The organism is Marilutibacter spongiae (assembly GCF_014145325.1).
Lineage (GTDB): Bacteria > Pseudomonadota > Gammaproteobacteria > Xanthomonadales > Xanthomonadaceae > Marilutibacter > Marilutibacter spongiae.
The window spans coordinates 188,205-206,258 of the sequence record NZ_JACHTF010000005.1; the positions used below are offsets into that span (position 1 = coordinate 188,205).

The 18,054-nt window shown below is 69.3% G+C and carries 13 protein-coding genes and 1 other RNA gene; 11 read left to right on the forward strand and 3 right to left on the reverse strand.

Features of this window, described 5'->3' with window-relative positions; genetic code table 11:
• The first annotated feature begins 10 nt into the window (after nucleotides 1-10).
• The 3 genes from hemW (at nucleotide 11) to H4F98_RS06450 (ending at nucleotide 3,975) form a co-directional block, all read left to right on the forward strand.
• Complete coding sequence (gene hemW, locus H4F98_RS06440; protein ID WP_220479112.1) at nucleotides 11-1,171, forward strand: radical SAM family heme chaperone HemW; 1,161 nt, start codon at nucleotides 11-13, stop codon at nucleotides 1,169-1,171.
• Nucleotides 1,172-1,327: 156 nt separating this feature from the next.
• Nucleotides 1,328-3,613, forward strand: a complete 2,286-nt coding sequence (locus H4F98_RS06445) for a DUF1631 domain-containing protein (protein ID WP_182685994.1) — start codon at nucleotides 1,328-1,330, stop codon at nucleotides 3,611-3,613.
• Entirely contained in the window at nucleotides 3,610-3,975 is a 366-nt protein-coding gene (locus H4F98_RS06450; protein ID WP_141517893.1) for a PilZ domain-containing protein, read from the forward strand. Before H4F98_RS06445 ends, H4F98_RS06450 begins: the two co-directional genes overlap by 4 nt.
• A gap of 6 nt (nucleotides 3,976-3,981) precedes the next feature.
• Here H4F98_RS06450 and H4F98_RS06455 read toward each other — a convergent pair whose 3' ends face one another.
• Nucleotides 3,982-6,543 (reverse strand): bifunctional diguanylate cyclase/phosphodiesterase, encoded by a 2,562-nt coding sequence (locus H4F98_RS06455; RefSeq protein ID WP_182685996.1) that lies wholly within the window; start codon nucleotides 6,541-6,543, stop codon nucleotides 3,982-3,984.
• 128 nt (nucleotides 6,544-6,671) lie between these two features.
• Between H4F98_RS06455 and pepQ the strand changes: the two genes are divergently transcribed.
• Nucleotides 6,672-8,000: a Xaa-Pro dipeptidase gene (gene pepQ / locus H4F98_RS06460; RefSeq protein WP_182685998.1), complete on the forward strand. Its 1,329-nt coding sequence runs from the start codon at nucleotides 6,672-6,674 to the stop codon at nucleotides 7,998-8,000.
• Nucleotides 8,001-8,093: 93 nt separating this feature from the next.
• On the opposite strand, the gene H4F98_RS06465 is transcribed toward pepQ, so the two are convergent.
• Together H4F98_RS06465 and H4F98_RS06470 are read right to left on the reverse strand one after the other, a co-directional pair.
• A complete protein-coding gene (locus tag H4F98_RS06465; RefSeq protein WP_182686000.1) occupies nucleotides 8,094-9,422 on the reverse strand; it encodes an aminopeptidase P N-terminal domain-containing protein in 1,329 nt (442 codons plus the stop codon).
• An 85-nt stretch (nucleotides 9,423-9,507) separates the two neighbouring features.
• Complete coding sequence (locus H4F98_RS06470; RefSeq protein WP_182686002.1) at nucleotides 9,508-10,062, reverse strand: UPF0149 family protein; 555 nt, start codon at nucleotides 10,060-10,062, stop codon at nucleotides 9,508-9,510.
• Nucleotides 10,063-10,261: 199 nt separating this feature from the next.
• Between H4F98_RS06470 and H4F98_RS06475 the strand changes: the two genes are divergently transcribed.
• The 7 genes from H4F98_RS06475 to rpiA all read left to right on the forward strand — a co-directional run bounded on the left by H4F98_RS06475 (nucleotide 10,262) and on the right by rpiA (nucleotide 17,611).
• Nucleotides 10,262-14,830: an EAL domain-containing protein gene (locus tag H4F98_RS06475; RefSeq protein WP_182686004.1), complete on the forward strand. Its 4,569-nt coding sequence runs from the start codon at nucleotides 10,262-10,264 to the stop codon at nucleotides 14,828-14,830.
• Between the two features lie 45 nt (nucleotides 14,831-14,875).
• On the forward strand, nucleotides 14,876-15,097 hold the full coding sequence (locus tag H4F98_RS06480; RefSeq protein ID WP_141517887.1) for a TIGR02449 family protein: 222 nt from the start codon (nucleotides 14,876-14,878) through the stop codon (nucleotides 15,095-15,097).
• Between the two features lie 67 nt (nucleotides 15,098-15,164).
• Nucleotides 15,165-15,470, forward strand: a complete 306-nt coding sequence (locus H4F98_RS06485) for a cell division protein ZapA (RefSeq protein WP_182686006.1) — start codon at nucleotides 15,165-15,167, stop codon at nucleotides 15,468-15,470.
• A gap of 91 nt (nucleotides 15,471-15,561) precedes the next feature.
• Nucleotides 15,562-15,748, forward strand: a non-coding RNA gene (gene ssrS, locus H4F98_RS06490) — 6S RNA.
• Between the two features lie 92 nt (nucleotides 15,749-15,840).
• Nucleotides 15,841-16,452, forward strand: coding sequence for a 5-formyltetrahydrofolate cyclo-ligase (locus tag H4F98_RS06495; RefSeq protein WP_182686008.1), 612 nt, complete (start codon nucleotides 15,841-15,843; stop codon nucleotides 16,450-16,452).
• Nucleotides 16,449-16,919, forward strand: a complete 471-nt coding sequence (locus H4F98_RS06500; RefSeq protein ID WP_182686010.1) for an EVE domain-containing protein — start codon at nucleotides 16,449-16,451, stop codon at nucleotides 16,917-16,919. The genes H4F98_RS06495 and H4F98_RS06500 overlap by 4 nt, the downstream gene beginning before the upstream one ends.
• A gap of 44 nt (nucleotides 16,920-16,963) precedes the next feature.
• Nucleotides 16,964-17,611, forward strand: a complete 648-nt coding sequence (gene rpiA, locus H4F98_RS06505) for a ribose-5-phosphate isomerase RpiA (protein ID WP_182686012.1) — start codon at nucleotides 16,964-16,966, stop codon at nucleotides 17,609-17,611.
• Nucleotides 17,612-18,054: the final 443 nt, after the last annotated feature.

Sequence of the window (18,054 nt, forward strand, 5' to 3'; positions counted from 1 at the left end):
TCCGCCCCGCATGCCCACGCTGACACCGCCCCCGCTGTCGCTCTACGTCCACCTGCCCTGGTGCGTGCGCAAGTGCCCGTATTGCGACTTCAACTCGCACCAGGGCCGCGGGCCGCTGCCCTTCGAAGCCTACGTCGATGCGCTGCTGGCCGACCTCGACCACGACCTGCCGCTGGTGTGGGGACGCACGGTGCAGACGGTGTTCTTCGGCGGCGGCACCCCGAGCCTGTTCCCGGCCGCGGCGATCGACCGGTTCCTGCAGGGCGCCAGCGCGCGGCTGCGCATCGCGCCCGGCGCCGAGATCACCCTGGAGACCAACCCCGGCACCGCCGAGCACGGGCGATTCGAGCTCTATCGCCAGGCCGGCGTCAACCGCCTGAGCTTCGGGATCCAGAGCTTCGACGACGGCTGCCTCGCCCGTCTGGGCCGCATCCATGACAGCCGCGAGGCCGAGTCGGCGGTCAAGCTGGCCCAGGACGCCGGCTTCGACAACCTCAACATCGACCTCATGTACGCCCTGCCCGGACAGGACCTGGCGATGGCCGCGCACGACCTCCAGCGCGCCTTCGCCCTGTCGCCGGCGCATGTCAGCCACTACCAGCTGACGCTGGAGCCGAACACGGTGTTCGCCGCGCGCCCGCCCGACGATCTCCCCGACGAAGACGGCGGCTGGGACATGCAGGAACATTGCCAGGGCCTGCTCGCCGCCGCCGGCTACGCGCAGTACGAAGTCAGTGCCTACGCCCGCGAGGGGCGGCAGTGCGCGCACAACCTCAACTACTGGCGCTACGGCGACTACCTCGGCATCGGCGCCGGTGCCCACGGCAAGATCACCCTGGGGCACGACGAGAGCATCCACCGGCGTTGGAAGCACAAGCATCCCGCCCGCTACCTGGCCGATGCCGGTACCGACGCCGCGATCGGCGGCGACGACACCGTCGGGCCGGAACGCCGACCTTTCGAGTACATGCTCAACGCCCTGCGGCTGGTGGAAGGTTTCAGCCTCGCATCGTTCAGCGCGCGCACCGGCCTGGAGGCCCGCGCGATCACCCCCCAGCTCGAGCTGGCGACCGCCCGGGGCTGGCTGGAGGAGGCCGACGGACGCGTGCGGCCGACCGAGCTCGGTCGCCGCTTCACCAACGACGTGGTGGCCCTGTTCCTCCCCGATTGACGCTCGGGCGCACCATCGGTGCTGGCGGTGGCCTGCCCGGCGCGGGTTCCGCGTTGATCTGTTCAGATGGGATGGACCATCAGGCCGGGGGGCTAGCCGATTGACAGCTTCCACGCCGAGCGTAACTTGACCCCAACGAGCCCGGCCGCACAGGACATGTCAGCCAGATTGGAAGCCCATCACGCCCCCGCGCACAGCAAGACACTGGCCTCCGCGGACCTGCCCCGCCGGGTGCGCGCGGCGCTCGAACGCCTCAATGGACTCGCGTCCGATGCCCTTGGGCGCCAGCTGGAAGCCATGCTGTCGGACTTCGAGCAGCAGTTGTTCAAGCTCGCCGAGCAGGCGCGCAATCCCGCGCTGCAGGCCGATTACTTCGAGACCCTGCGACGGGTGCGCCTGCACCGCAGCGACCTCGCCCCGCATTTCATGGCCGGCCTCGAGTCCGGGCTGGCGGCGATCCGCGACGCCGACGCCACGGGCGACGATCCGGCGTCGGAGCTCGACTTCGACGAACTGCGCCTGGTGGAAGACGCCGAGGTCAGCGAGGAAAGCGTGCTCAAGCGCATCGCCGCGCGCCACGAATCGCGCGCCGGCCTGCCGCTGTTGCTGCTGGGCCAACGCTTCGGCGTGCTCGCCGGCAAGCCGGCCTTCGACGCGGAGGCGCTCCCGGTCGGCCCGCACCGCCTGGCCCAGGTACTCGCCGAGGCCAGCAAGGGCCTGCAGTTGGAGGACGCCCACCGCCTGCTGCTGTTCGAGAGCTTCAATACCCGCGTGATGAATGGCTACGCGCAGCTGGTCGAGGCCATGAACGCACTGCTCGCGCGCGAGAACGTGCTGCCGGGCCTGTCCTATGTCCCGTTGCGCAGCCGGCCGACCGAACAGGTCGCCGAGGGCAACGAGCACGCCGGGGGCGAGGAGTCCGCGGCGCGGCAGCGCGAACCGGCCCCACGCCCGCACGTGCTGCCCCCGTCCGAGCGCCCGCACACCCGGTGGCAGGGCGAGGCCGGCACGGACGCCGGCGACCGCGAGGACGAGAACATCGCGCTGTCGATGCTGCAGGACCTGCTGGCGAGCCGCCGCGAGGTCGTGGGCAAGCTGCGCAACGATGCCGACGCGCGCGACCACGTGCCGCTGCAGACGCCCGACGTGTTCGAGGCCCTGGCCGAACAGCAGGCCGCGCCACCCGCGCCCTCGCAGCGACCGCGCACCATCGCCGACCTGAAGAAGGCGCTGCTCGCGCAGGGACGCCAGAAACACGGCAAGGCGACCCGCCTGAGCGGTCAGGACGAAGATACCTTCGAGCTGCTCGGCATCCTGTACACCGAGATCGGTCGCGAGCTCCGGGAAGGCACGATCAGCTCCAACCTGCTCGAGCGCCTGCAGGTTCCGCTGCTGCGCCTCGCGCTGATGGACCGCGCGTTCTTCGTGCGCAGCCAGCACCCTGCGCGCCAGCTGCTCAACTCGGTCGCCGAGGCCGGCGCCAAGTGGCTGGACGAGAGCGAAAGCGACCCCCGGCTTGAGCGCCAGCTGCGCGACGCGGTCGACCACGTGGTCCAGAACTACCAGGGCGATGCCGATGTCTTCGAGACCGCCAACGAGTCCCTGCAGGCCCACCTGCAGACCCTGGCACGCAAGGCCGAGCTGAGCGAGCGTCGCCATGTCGAGGCCGCGCGGGGCAAGGAAAAGCTGGTGGTGGCCAAGCGCCGCGCCGCGGAGGTCATCGGCGAGGCGATGGCCGGCCAGGAACTGCCGCGCTTCCTGCGCAACCTGCTCGACCAGGCCTGGTCCGACGTGCTCACCCTCACCCTGCTGCGGCACGGCGAGGACTCCGACGAGTGGCAGCAGCACGCGCGGGCGACCCAGGCACTGGCCGCTGCGAGCGCGGGCGGCCAGGCCGCACCCGAGGGCCTCGCCGAGCACGTCCAGGCGGCGCTGGCGCAGGTCGGCTACCACGACGACGAAGCGGTGGTCATCTCGCGCCACCTGACCGGCGGACGCGACGAAACCAGCCAGGACCCCGCCTCGCGCACCGAGCTGGCCATGAAGATCAAGGCGCGCGCGCGCCTGGGCGACGATGCCGCCGAGGCGCGCGGCAAGCCGGTGGCGCCGCGCAACCCGCGCGAGCAGTCCTGCTACGAACACCTGCGCACCCTCCCCTTCGGCACCTGGATGGAGTTCAGCCTCAACCAGCAGGGCGACGTCGTCCGCCGCCGCATCGCCTGGTTCAGCACCGTCACCGACCGCATGTTGTTCGTGAACCAGCGCGGCCAACGCGTCGACGAACAATCGCTCGACCAGGTCGCGCGACTGATGGCCCAGGACCAGGTCAAGGTGGTGACCGCCGACCGCGGCCGCCTCGTCGACCGGGCGTGGCAGGCCACCGTTTCCGCACTTCGCAACTTCGCCGGCATGCCGGGCCAACCGCAGGGAGCACACCCATGAGTTCAACCGGCAACGTCAAGGAATTCCGCCGCGCGCAGCGCCAACGGGTACGGGGCACGATCCTGGTGACCGACGCCATGACCGACCGGGAAGTGGGCCGGATCGGCAACCTCTCCGAGTCGGGCATGCTGCTGATCGCGCACGCACCCATGGTCGACGACGCGCTCTACCAGTTGCGCTTCAGCGTCGGGCATGGCGGCAGCGGCACCATCGAGGCCGGGGCCCACCTGCTGTGGCAGGACCGGGCCAGCGCACCGGGCCAGACCTGGGCGGGCTTCCGCTTCATCACCATGCTCGACAGCCAGCTGCACCAGCTGCGCGACTGGCTCTCGTCGCAACAGGGCCAGCGACGCCACGCCTGATCGCGATCAGTCGTCCCCGTCCCCGCGCTGGAACACCACCTGCTCGGGTTCGTGCAGGACGAAGCCCTGGCCGTAGTCCACGCCGAGCTTGATGAGCGCGGCGACCACCGCGTCGCTGTCGACCCACTCGGCGACGATGCGCAGGCCGCGTCGATGGCCGATGTCGGTGACCGCGCGCACGATCGCCTCGCTCATGGGATCCTCGAGCATGTCGCGGATGAAGCTGCCGTCGATCTTGATGTAATCGACCGGCAGGTTCTTCAGGTAACCGAACGAGGACATGCCGGCGCCGAAATCGTCGAGCGCGAACTGGCAGCCGATGCTGCGCAGCCGCTCGATCAGCCGCGCCACCCGCGACAGGTTGCGCACGGCAACGGTCTCGGTGATCTCGAAGCACACCCGGCGGGGATCCACCCGGTGGTGCTTGAGCAGGTGGAGGATCCTCTCGGCAAGCTGTTCTTCCTCGATGCTGGCGCCCGACAGGTTGATCGTGGCCATGCGCAGTTCGGCGCCGCTGGGATGGAGCGAGTTGAAGTTGGCGATGGCCGTCTCGATCACCCATCGATCGATCATCGGCATCAGGCCGTAGCGTTCGGCGGCGGGAATGAAGGCCCCGGGGACCACCGGACGCCCGTTCTCGTCGCGGAAGCGCAGGAGGAGTTCGATGCGGACGCCGCCTTCGGAATCCGATGCGAGCGGCCAAACCTCCTGGTACTTCAGCATCAGGCGATGTTCGTCGACGGCCCAGCGCAGGCGGTTGGCCCATTCCATCTCGCTCTGACGGCGGGTCGCGTCGTCGTCGTGGGCCGAATAGAAATGCACGCGGTTGCGGCCGCTTTCCTTGGCCAGGTAGCAGGCGGTATCGGCATGGGCCAGCAGGTCGTCGAGCGAGGCCTCGGGCTGGTCGATCATGACCACGCCGATGCTCGCCGAGACGGTGTAGCTGGTCTTCTCCCAGGCAAATACATAGCCGTCGATCTGCCGGCGCATGCGCTCGGCGACCTCCTCGGCCTCGCGCCGGTCGGCGATGTTCATCATCAGCACGCCGAACTCGTCGCCGCCCAGCCGCGCGAGTACGTCGTCGCCGCGCAACTGTTCGCGCATCACCAGCGCGAGCTGCGCCAGCAGCTGGTCGCCGGCGATGTGGCCCGAGGTGTCGTTGATCAGCTTGAACTGGTCCAGGTCGATGTAAAGCAGCGCGCAGGTCGGCCCGCCCTGGCTCATGCTGACCCGGGCGCGCTCGAGCTGGCGCTCGAACTCCCGCCGGTTGTAGAGCTCGGTCAGCATGTCGTGGCTGGCCTGGTAGCTCAGCATCTCGGTGAGCTCGCGCTGCTCGCTGGTGTCGGTGGCCACCATCAACAACATCTGCGAGCCTTCCATCTCGGCACGCGTGATCGAGACGCTGGCCCAGAACGGCTTGTTGTGGCGCGCGCGCAGCACCGCCTCGATGTTCTCGCACCCGGCCGTATCCGGATCCTCGAGCTGCGAGCGCAGGTCGGGATCCTCGAACAGGGCCGGCAGCACGCCCTCGATGTGCGGCCCCAACCGGTTGCGCGCGGCCTGGTTGGCGTAACGGATACGCCCGGTCCGGGCATCGGCCAGCAGCACCAGCGCCGGCAGCAGCTCGTTGAGCCGGCGGAAGCGCTCCTCGCTCTCGCGGTACTGGTGGCTCATCTTCCAGCCCAGTTCGAGCGCCCGCCTGCGCGTGCTCGCCAGCGACCCGGCCAGCAACGACAGCAGCAGGCTGACCAGCATGCCCGGTAGCAGCACGGTGTCCTGCCAGGCCGAGATCGCGGGCCGCGGCGCGAGTTCGGCGATCGTGATGCGCCAGTCGCGGCTGCCGTACCGCACCTGGGCATGGCGCAGGGGCGAGGTCGCGGGCGACCACGCCAGCTCGGGGTGCGAGTCGTAAAGCATCAGGGGCTCGGTGCCGGTGACGTCGCTGATCCCGATGTGCAGGCCATCACGCATGTCCGCCGGCAGCGCCCATTCGATCAGCGCCTTGACCTGGAAAGACACCGCCAGCGAACCGACGATGCGGGCGCGCCGGTCCGCGATATCGGCGGGCGGCGGACCGGCGGAGAAGATCGGCAGGCGAAGCGTGACGCCTTCCGGCGACTGCCCGGGCTGGTCGAACTGCACCAGACGGAACGGCGCCGACATGATCGCCTCGTCGGTGTCGCGCGAGAGCTCGGCCGCGCGCAGGTTGGGGGGCTGCCGGCTCACGTCCAGGCCCATCAGCGCCTCGTTGCCCTTCGCCGGCGCGACCATGGTGGTGACGAAGTGCCGCTGCCCGTCCACCGGCTGCAGCCGGGCGTAGGCCAGCGCCTGCAGGCTCGGCAGGTGCGCACGCGGCTTGAGGTTGGAGTAGACGAACTCGAACTCGGCCGGCGACACCTCGCTCGAGGCCATGAACAGGGTCTGGATGGAGCGGACCATCAGCCCGCAGGTCCGCAGCTGCGACAGCATCGAGACGCGGGTGCGCTCGACGACCTTGCTGAACTCCTGTTCGCGCTCCTCGACCGCGCGGACCTGCTGGATCCGGGCCAGCCAGAGCGTGGGCAACATGCAGATGACCAGCACGGTGAGGAAGGGCAGCCAGGCGCCTGAACGCCACGAGGGCCTCCTGCCATCCGGCACCTGCGCACTGGATGAGAATGCGTCAAAATCCCTTGACGTTCTCAAGAGGTACCCCCATGCCCGCATCCGATGCCGCGATCTTATACCCACAACACCTCGCCGTACTCCAACGGCGGGCCGAAACTGCGATCCAGCGCAGCGGACACGACCACCTGGTCGTGCCCAGCGGCAACCTGCACTACCAGGTGTTCGACGACCGCGACTACCCGTATGCCGTCAACCCGCATTTCAAGGCATGGCTGCCGCTGGTGCGCAACCCGGGGAGCTGGATCGTCTTCACCCCGGGCGAGAAGCCGCGCCTGGTCTACCTCCAGCCGGACGACTACTGGCACGTCGTGCCCGAAGCGCCGACCGGCTACTGGGTCGAGCACTTCGACATCCAGGTGATCCGCGAGCCCGGACAGGCGCTCGCGCACCTGCCGGCCGACCCCGCGCGCTGCGCGATCCTGGGCGAGCCGCAGAGCGCACTGGGCGACTACACGCCGAACAACCCAAGCAAGGCGCTCGACTACCTCCATTACCATCGCGCGTTCAAGACGCCCTACGAGGTGGAGATGATCCGCCAGGCGACGGCGCGCGGCGTGCGTGCGCACCGTGCCGCCGAGCGTGCGTTCCGCGCCGGCGCCAGCGAGTTCGGCATCCACCTGGCCTATTGCCAGGCCGCGCGCCAGGATGCGAACGAACTGCCGTACCACAACATCATCGCGCTCAACGAGCACAACGCGATCCTGCACTACATGCAGTTCGACCGGCTGCCGCCGAAGGACATCCGCAGCTTCCTGATCGACGCGGGCGCCAGCCACGACGGCTATGTCTGCGACATCACGCGTACCTACGCGACCGACCGCAACGGCGAGTTCCAGGCCCTCATCGACGCCGTCGACGCCGCCCAGCAGAAGATGTGCGGCCAGGTCCGCCGCGGGATCGACTACAAGCAGATCCACCTCGACGGCCACCTGGCGCTGGCGGGCATCCTGCGCGAGTTCGGGGTGCTGGAGATGTCGCCCGAGGCCGCCGTGGACACCGGCGTGAGCGCCGCGTTCTTCCCGCATGGCATGGGCCACGGCATCGGCCTGCAGGTCCACGACGTCGGCGGCTTCCTGGCCAGCGATGAAGGCGGCCGCATCGAACCGCCGGATGGCCATCCCCACCTCCGCCTGACCCGCGTGCTGGAGCCCGGCATGGTGGTCACCATCGAGCCCGGTCTCTATTTCATCGACATGCTGCTCGACAAGGTGCGCCGGGGCGAACACGCCGACGGCGTCAACTGGGACCGCGTCGATGCATTCCGTCCCTACGGCGGCATCCGCATCGAGGACGAAGTGGTCTGTACCGAGGGCGACGCCCTCAACCTCACACGGGAAGGCTTCGCCATCCCGGCCTGACCCCGCTCCGCGCACGCGGGCCCGGACAGGAGAACGAAAAGGAAAAGGCGCGGGAACTCCGCGCCTTTTCCATGACAGGACCTGGCTGCTGGCTCAGCCAGCGGCCATGAAGGCCTCGATTTCGTCCGCGCTGCGCGCCAGCCCGCCGGTGAGTACCTTGCAACCGTCGGGCGTCACCAGGACGTCGTCCTCGGTGCGGATGCCGATGCCCCGCCATTTCGCCGCCACCCGGGTGTCGTCCGCGGGCACGTAGAGACCGGGTTCGATGGTGAAGACCATGCCCGACTCGAGCAGGCGCGACTCGCCGTCGATCCGGTACTCGCCGACGTCGTGCACGTCCAGTCCGATCCAGTGCCCGGTCTTGTGCCGGTAGTAGCGCAGGTAGCTGCCGTCGGCGATGTTCTTCTCCAGCTTGCCCTTGAGCAGGCCCAGGCTCAACAGGCCTTCGGTCAGGGTTTCGACCGCGGCTTCGTGCCCGGCGATGTAGGGCACGCCCGGCCGGGCCTGCGCCAATGCGGCGCGCTGCGCCTCGCCGACGAGGTCGTGCAGCAGGCGCTGCTCGCGGCTGAACCGGCCGTTCGCCGGGAACGTCCGGGTGATGTCGGCGGCGTATCCGCGGTATTCGGCGCCGGCATCGATCAGGACCAGGTCGCCGTCGCGCACCGGCCCGTTGTTGGCGACGTAGTGCAACACGCAGGCGTTGTCGCCGGCCCCGACGATGCTGCCATAGGCGGGCATGGCGTCGTGTGCGCGGAACACCCGTTCGACCTCCGCCTGCAACTCGTATTCGTGCATGCCCGGTCGCACCGCGCGCATGGCCGCGGCATGCGCCTTGACCGTGATGTCGCAGGCCCGCTGCATCAGGCGCAGCTCGTCGCGGTCCTTGAACAGGCGCATCTCGTCGAGCAGGTGGCCCAGCTCCAGGAATTCATGCGGCGGCTGCGCGCCGTGCCGTACCTGGGCACGGACGCGGTTCACCCAGCCGATCAGCTTGAGGTCGAATTCCTGGTCGCGGCCGAAGTGGTAGTACACGCGCGTGCGCCCCTCCAGCAGCCCCGGGAGGATGTCGTCGAGGTCGGTGATGGGAAAGGCGTCGTCGAAGCCGAATGCGGCCACCGCGCCTTCCGTGCCGTGGCGCGGCCCGTCCCAGCCCTCGCGCTCGGGATCACGCTCGCGGCAGAACAGCAGGCTCTCGCCATGCGGTCGCCCGGGGACCAGCACGAGGACCGCCTCGGGTTCGGGAAAACCGGTGAGATACCAGAAATCGGAATCCTGCCGGTACGGATGATAGGTGTCGCGGCTGCGGACGCACTCGGCGGCGGCGGGCAGGACCAGGATGGCGTCGCCGCCGGTCATGCGCATCAGCTGCCGGCGACGGCGGACATGGTTGCGATTGGGCGTGGAGAGGGCTTTGAGGCTCATCGTTGGATTCGGCGGGCGATGCCCGCGGCGGGGCGGGAGCGGGGGGCGCACGGCGCGCCCTGCACGATGCCGCGCAGGCGCGGCATCAGTTCAGGCGCTGGCGATGCTGAGTGGCCAGCACGCAATCGCCGTGCAGCAGCAACGCGGCCACGCGGACGAACTCCTCGATCTCCACCAGGGCCTCCTCGTCCGAATCGTCGCCGTCCTCCTGTGCCTGGGCCCGGGCCAGCCGCGCCAGGTCGGCCAGCGCCTCCTGCCCTTCGTCCGACAGGCTGGCCTGGGCGCCCACCGCCAGGCCGAAGGCGCCCACGAAGCCATGGCACCACTCGAACAGGGCGCCGCTGCGGGTCGCCAGCGAAGTGTCGCTGCCGGGCAACAGCAGGTCGAAGCCGAAGCTGCGGTCGCCGAGCTGGCCGGCGGTCACCCCGGCCAGCCGCTGCAGGGCGGAGCCTTCGGCGGGCGTCGGCGCGGAAGGATCGGCCAGGACCGCGGCCAGCCAGTCGGGCTTCAGCGCGCCGCCGCCGGCCAGCCAGCCGCAGAGGCCGCCATGGAGCTCGGAGGCGGAAACGCCCAGGGACATCGCGCGGGCATCGCTCTCGACGTCGGCCAGGTCGGGAAGCTCGGAAGAAGGGTCCGTCACGGGTGGCTCATTGCGTTCGATCAGAAGGGGGCAGTGTAGCAATCCGAGGTGCCGGACCGGTTCGATTGGCGTCAAGGAAGGACCCTGCCTAAACTCGCTTCACGGAACCCTCACCGACAAGGTCCCTCGACCGATGCCAGAACGGCTGCCGCGTGCCCAGGCCACCCCCCGACGAATCGGCGTCCCAGCGCGCCGGGGGATGACCCGCGCGATGCAGGGCTGGTGCCTCGTACTCTTCGCCATGCTGGGGATCGGCGCGGCGTCGGCCGTGCATGCGAACGTGCGCGACTTCTATTTCATCGCACTCGGCAGCGATCGCGGCCTGGCGCAGAACACGGTGCGCAGCCTCGTCGAGGATCCGCAGGGATTCGTGTGGGTCGGCACCTATGGCGGCCTGCACCGCTACGACGGGCGGCGTTTCCAGCTGTTCCAGCACGATCCGCGCGACCCCGCCAGCCTCCCCGACAGCTACATCACCGCGCTGGCCGTCTCCGACGAGCGCAACCTCTGGATCGGCACGTACTCGGAGTACGTGGCCAGGCTCGACCTCACCACCGGCGAGATCCAGCGCTTCGGCGGCCCCGGGGACGACGAAGCGCGCGCCCGGCGCCAGGTCCGGGCACTGCTTCCGCGGTCGGGCCAGTTGTGGATCGCCACCGGCACGGGGCTCGAACGCCTCGAGCCCGCGAGCGGCGAGCGCACCCGTGTCCTGGCCTTCGACAGCGGCGCCCTGTCGGCGTCCGCGCCGCAGTCGCTGGTCGCCGATCGGCGCGGCAACGTCTGGTACGGCAATGCCATGGGCCTGTTCAGGATCGCGCCGGATGGCGACGTCGGCCGCGTAGGCCCCGCCGAAGCGGTGTCCAGCCTTGCCATCGATGGACGGGGTCGCCTTCTGGTGGGGCGGGTGGATGGCCTGCTCGTCGTGGACGATGCCGGGCGGCTGCACCCGCTCTGGCCGCGCGAGGCCATGCCGGGTGCCTCCACGCAGGTCATGTCCATCGTGGAAGCCCCCGACCAGCGGCTCTGGCTTGCGGTCGCCAACGCCGGGCTGGTGCGCCTGGATCGCGGGACGGGCCAGTGGGAGCAGATCCGCGAGGACCCCCTGGTGCCGGCCAGCCTCCCGGAAAGCAACATCAACACGCTGCTGGTCGATCGGGGCGGCATGCTCTGGGCCGGCGGCTCGTTCCGCGGCGTCTCCGTCACCGACCCGCAGGGCACGCGCCTGCGCTACATCTTCGACCGCTCCGGGGGCGACGAGCATCGCCTGGTCGCGCACAACAGCGTGCGGGCCATCCACGAACGCGACGATGGCGAACTGTGGCTGGCGACGGACGACAACGGCTTCTATCGGTACGAGGTCGCCACCGACCGCTTCGAGCACTGGAAGGATGCCTTGCAAGAGGCCTTCCCGGGCCTGGCGACGTCGCCGCGCGTGCTGTCGATCAGCGATGCCGGGCACGGACGCCTCTGGCTGGCGACGAGCCAGGGCCTGGTGCGCTTCGATCCTGCAGAGGGGCGTTTCGAAACCGGCATGCTCGGGGCGTACGCCGGCACGCAACTGCGCAGCGCCCTGGTGGACCACCAGGGCGACCTCTGGCTGGGCACCCAGAACATCGGCGTGCTGCACATGCGTCGGGATGGCGGCCACGTCGTCAACTACGACCGGGGCGACGGCGACGACCGCCAGTTCAGCCACGGCAGCGTCCATGCCCTGCTGGAGGACCGCAAGGAGCGGATCTGGATCGGCACCGGGGATGGACTGAGCGTGCTCGATCCGCGCACGGGCCAGTTGCGGCATTTCCGCCATGGCCTGAACGATCCGGCCAGCCTCTCGGGCAACCTGGTCCGGGCGCTGCACATGGATGCCCAGGGCAGCATCTGGGTGGGCACCCGCGCGGGATTGAGCCGCGTGCAGGAAGACGGGGACGGCACGGTTCGCTTCGAGCACCCCCTGGCGGCCAGCCTGGCCGACCGCCCGGTGCCCATGGTGTTCTCGATCGGCGAGAGCCGCAGCGGCGAACTCTGGCTGGGCACCGATGGCGGCCTGTTGCGCTTCAATCCCCGTACGGGCATGACCCATGCGTACGGACTGGCCGACGGCGCTCAGGACCTCGAGTTCAATGGCGGCGCCTACACGCGCCTGCGCGACGGCCGGCTCGCCTTCGGCGGCGTCCGCGGCCTCAACCTGTTCATGCCCGAGGCCCTGAAGCCGTCGGACTTCAACGCGCCCCTGCGACTGCTCTCCGCCCGTATCGGCACCGAGTCGCCGAGCGACGGCGCCACCATGTGGCAACCCCAGGCGATCGACGTCTCCGGCGACACCGACCTCCTGCGCCTGCGCATCGGCGCGCTCGACTACTCGCCGGCCTTCAACGTCCGCTACCGCTACATGATGGAAGGCTTCGACCGCGACTGGGTCGACAACGGCGGACAGGCCAACATCACCTACACGCGCCTGCCGCCGGGCAGTTACACCTTCCGCGCACAGGCCACCAACCGCGATGGTGCGTGGGGGCCGACCGAGCTTCGCCTTCCGGTCACCGTGTCGCCGCCGCTGTGGCGGCACCCGCTCACGCTGACGCTGCTGATCATCGCCGCCCTGATGGGAGCCGCGGTCGCCGGCTGGCGCTGGCGGCAGTCGCGACGGCGCGAGCAGGGCTGGTTCGAACAGATCCGCGAACGCGAGGAGCGCCTCAAGCTGGCGCTCTGGGCGTCCGGCGAGCAATTCTGGGACTACGACCTGGGCAATCGCCAGCTGCACTGGATGCGGGTCTACGACCAGGACGGCAACGCGCCGCAGATCAGCACGCAGACCCAGGTCAACGCCACCCACGAGATCCACGACGACGACCTCGAACGCGTGGCCACCCAGCTCAGGCGACACCTGCGCGGCGACACCGCGCTGTTCCTGTCCGAGCACCGTTCGCGCCGCCCCGACGGCAGCTGGGCCTGGATGCGGACCCGGGGACGCGTCGTCGAACGCGACGCCCAGGGCCGGGCCGTGCGCGTGGCCGGCACCGCCCGCGACATCACCAACAACCGCAGCGCCGAGCGCGAGCGGCGGATCGCGAGCGAGGTGCTGCGCAGCATGGCCGAGGCCGTGGCGGTCTTCGACCGCGAATTCCATTTCGTGTCGGTCAACCCGGCCTTCGAGCGCATGACCGGCTATCCCGGCGCGGAGGTGATCGGCCGCCCCACCAGCCTGCTCGACAGCCAGCAGCACGACCCCGCCTTCTACCAGCACATGCGCAACGAACTCGAGCGAAACGGCCGCTGGTCGGGCGAGATCTGGCAACAACGCAAGGACGGCAACGAGTTCCTCTGCGCCCTGCAGAGCACCGTCGTCCACGAGGCGGGCGGCCAGGCCGGCAACTACGTCGCCGTGCTGGGCGACATCACCGACCAGAAGCGCGCCGAGCAGGAACTGCGCTACCTCGCCAACTACGACACCCTCACCAGCCTGCCCAACCGCGCCCTGCTCTCCGAGCGGCTGTCCCGGGCCATCGTCCGCGCCCGCCGCAACGGTCGCAAGATCGCGGTGCTGTTCCTCGACCTGGACCGCTTCAAGGACATCAACGATTCGCTCGGGCACGCCGCCGGCGACCGCATCCTGCGCGCCGCGGCCAACCGCCTGCAGCAGACGGTCGGCCCCGGCCACACCGTCGCCCGCCTGGGTGGCGACGAGTTCACCGTGGTCCTGGAGGACATCGACAGCGTCGAGGATGCCGAGCGCATCGCGCGCGAACTGCTCGACGCGTTCGAGTCGGCGCTGGACTTCGACGAACGGCACGACGTCTCGATCTCGCCATCGATCGGCATCGCGCTCTACCCCGACCACGCCCAGGTGCCCACCGACCTGCTCAAGCACGCCGATACCGCCATGTACCAGGCGAAGGCCGCCGGGCGTCGCACCTTCATGCGCTACCACGAGGCGATGGACGTGGAGATCCGCCGTCGCGCGACGATCACCGCCGCCCTGCGCAAGGTCCTCGACCGCGGCGAGCTGCAACTCGTCTTCCAGCCCCAGCTGTCGCTCGCCGAGCAGGCCATCACCGGGGTGGAGGCCCTGCTGCGCTGGAACAGCGAGGAGCATGGCCCGATATCGCCGGCGCAGTTCATCCCGCTGGCGGAGGAAACCGGGCTGATCCTCGAGATCGGCGAGTGGGTGCTCCACGAGGCGAGCAGCCGCTTGATGCAATGGCGTGCGGAGGGCATCACCGGCCTGACGATGGCGGTGAACGTGTCGGCCCTGCAACTGCTGCGCGGAGACCTGCCACACGTGGTGGAGCGGGTTCTGCGCGAGACCGGCATCCCGCCGCGGCGGCTGGAGCTGGAACTGACCGAGAGCGTGATCATGGCCAACGCCGAACAGACCGCGAACACCCTGCGCGCCCTGCGCGACCTCGGCGTCGGCTTGGCGGTGGACGATTTCGGCACCGGCTACTCGTCGCTGGCCTACCTCAAGCGCCTGCCCCTGACCTCGCTGAAGATCGACAAGGAGTTCATCGACGACCTCAGCGACGACTCCGACGACGCCGCCATCACCAGCACGATCATCACCATGGCGCATTCGCTGGGACTCAACGTGGTCGCCGAGGGCGTCGAGGAAACCGCGCAGATGGAATTCCTGCGCGACCAGGGCTGCGACGAGATCCAGGGCTACTGGCTGGCCCGCCCCTTGGACGCCGAGGCCTGCGCACGCTTCCTGCGCGAGTGGGGCGACACCAGCGGGACCGGGCGCCGGCAGGGCGCCGGCGCGGGGGGCTGAGCGCGGCATCTTGACCGCCCCCCGCCCCCTGCCTATCGTGCCGGGATGGACCACGCCGATCTGCTCGCCCAACTCCAGGCCCTCGTCGCCCGCGTGGACACGCTCGCCGAGCGTACCCGCCGCCTGGGCGAGGAGAACCGCAGCCTGCGCCAGCAGCAGGAACAGCTCGTCGGCGAGCGCTCCGCACTGCTGGCCAAGAACGAGCAGGCGCGGGTCCGCGTCGAGGCCATGATCGCCCGCCTGAAATCGCTGGAACAGCACACGTGAGCTGCGCCTTGCCCCCCCTCTTCCGCGTCGCGGGCCACCCTGCCCGCCGCTCCCTGCTGGGATATCGATGACACGCCCGAACACACCGGTCAGCATCCGCCTGCTCGACCGCGAATACACCGTGGGCTGCGAACCCGACGAACGCGACAGCCTGCTGGAAGCCGCCAAGCTTCTGGACGGCAAGATGCGCGAGGTCCGGGGCGACAACCGCATGGCCGCGCTCGATCGCGTCGCCGTGCTCGCCGCGCTCAACCTGGCCCATGAGCTCCAGCAGTTGCGGGCCGAGGAAGGCCAGCGCGACCGCGAGCTCGGCCGGACCCTGGGCGAACTGCACCGCAAGCTCGACAGCCTGCTCGACACTCCGCTGGACTAGTCGACGCCCCGCCCCGGAAACGTGAACGGGGTCGCCCCCCGTACCGACAAGCGGCCGCGCGACGGCCATGCCTCGCGGTATACTGCCGCCACGTCCTCTGCTGTGGACGACGGCGTGCGCAAACATTCGCCTTGTCCCTTAATTGCGACCGCGGGGGCGCAACGGATTCCCGGAGTGCAGGTCCGCCACGTAGCGGAAAGCCCGACGGTCTCCCAGCGTCCCCACTTGAACCCCGGGTTCAAGGTCGTTTCGCGCGCATCGCCATCGGCGGAGGACTTTTGATCATCGCGTGCAGCGCCCTCGTGGCGCTGTTCGCATGTCTGTCTCCCGTCCGGCGGCCCGCGGTCGCCCCCGAACCGGATGCCCTTGGATGACCGAAGACCGCGAGGGCGAGCGCCGCCAGCTTCGTGAGGCATTGCGCCAGGCTCGCCGCGAGCTGCCTTCCGCCACCCGCGTGCCCGCGGCCGAGCGCCTGGCCGACGCGCTGCTGGCGCTGCCCTTCGCCCCCCGCACGGGACCGGTCGCCGGCTACTGGGCCACCGATGGCGAGATTGCCCTGCACGCCTGGCAGCTCCGCCTGCCCCGGGACTGCCGCTACTGCCTGCCCGTACTGGGTCGCGGGCACCGTTTGCGTTTCGCCCCTTGGCGGCCCGGCGAGCCCCTGGTGCAGAACCGGTTCGGGATTCCCGAGCCGGACGTGGCCCCGACTGACCTGCTCGAGCCCGAAGCCATGCAGATGGTCGTGCTGCCGCTGGTCGGCTTCGACCGGACCGGCCAGCGACTGGGCCTGGGCGGCGGCTGGTACGACCGCAATTTTGCCTTTCGCCTGCGCGATCCCGCGCCCCCGTGGCTGGTCGGCGCCGCCTACGAGCTCCAGCACGTCGAGCGACTGGACGCCGCCGCATGGGACGTGCCGCTCGATGCGGTGTGCACCGAGTCCGCCTTCCACGACTACCGTTCCCCTTCCGAGAGCCCTGCATGAGCAAACGCCGCCGCTACTGGCTGATGAAGTCAGAACCCGACGCCTTCTCCATCGACGACCTCGAGCGCGTCGGCACCGAACCCTGGAACGGGGTGCGCAACTACCAGGCACGCAACTTCATGCGCGACGGCATGACGGTGGGCGACGGCATCCTCTTCTATCACTCCAACTGCGCGACCCCGGGTATCGTTGGCACCGCCACAGTCGCCAGCGAGGCGTATCCGGACGAAACCCAGTTCGACCGCAAGTCTGACTACTACGACCCCAAGAGCTCGCGCGAAGAGCCCCGCTGGCAACTGGTCGACGTCGCCTTCGAGCGCAAGCTCGAGCGGACGATCTCCCTTGAGGAGATCAAGCAGCATGCCGAGGCCCTGGGCGAGGAATTCGCGCTCGTCCGCCGCGGCAACCGGCTGTCGGTCTTCCCCGTCAGCGCCGCGCAATGGAAGTACCTGCTCGCCCTGGAATGACGCGGCCAGCCCGCATCCCCTCGCTCCAACACCTGGAAACCGCAATGTCTGAAGCCAAGCGCCTGGCCGGCGAAAAAGCCATCGAGTACGTCGAAGACGGCATGATCGTGGGGGTGGGCACCGGCTCCACCGTGGCCTACTTCATCGATGCCCTGGCCGGCATCAAGGACCGGATCAAGGGCGCCGTCTCGAGCTCCGAGCAGAGCACCGAGCGGCTGCGCAGCCATGGCATCGAGGTCCTGGACCTCAACGCGACCGGCCCCCTCTCGCTCTACGTCGACGGCGCCGATGAGTGCGACCCGCACAAGCGCCTGATCAAGGGCGGCGGCGCCGCACTGACGCGGGAAAAGATCATCGCCGAGGCGAGCCGGACCTTCGTCTGCATCATCGACCCCAGCAAACGGGTCGACGTACTCGGCCGTTTCCCGCTGCCGATCGAGGTCATTCCGATGGCACGCAGTCTGGTCGCCCGCGAGATCGTCGCCCGCACCGGCGGGCAGCCGGTCTGGCGCGAAGGCGTGGTGACCGACAACGGCAACCTGGTGCTGGATGTCCACAACCTCTCCATCACCGACCCGGTCGGCCTGGAGTCGGAACTGAACCAGGTCCCGGGCGTGGTCAGCGTCGGCCTCTTCGCCCGCCGGGGCGCGGACGTCGTCATCGTCGGCGGCGAACCCCCGACGCTCCTGTAGGCGCGCAGCCCCAGCAGTCTGTACGTGACGGGCCCCGGTGCGAACCGGGGCCCGTTTCGTTTGGGGCAGTTGGAGGGGGATCGGGGATGGGTGATGGGTGATGGGTGATGGGTGATGGGTGATGGGTGATTCGATCCTGGGCTCGTTGCGGATAGCGGGTCACGAGTCACCCTTCAGCAGCCAGATTCCGGGGCCCAAGGCTGGATTCCAGCGTTCGCTGGAATGACGGCATGGGGGGATTGGCCGCCGGTGGGCTCCAGGAGCGGGCGACCAATCACCAATCACCAATCACCAATCACCAATCACCAATGACCAATGACCAATGACCAATGACCAATGACCAATGACCAATGACCAATGACCAATGACCAATGACCAATGACCAATGACCAATGACCAATGACCAATGACCAATGACCAATGACCAATGACCAATGACCAAT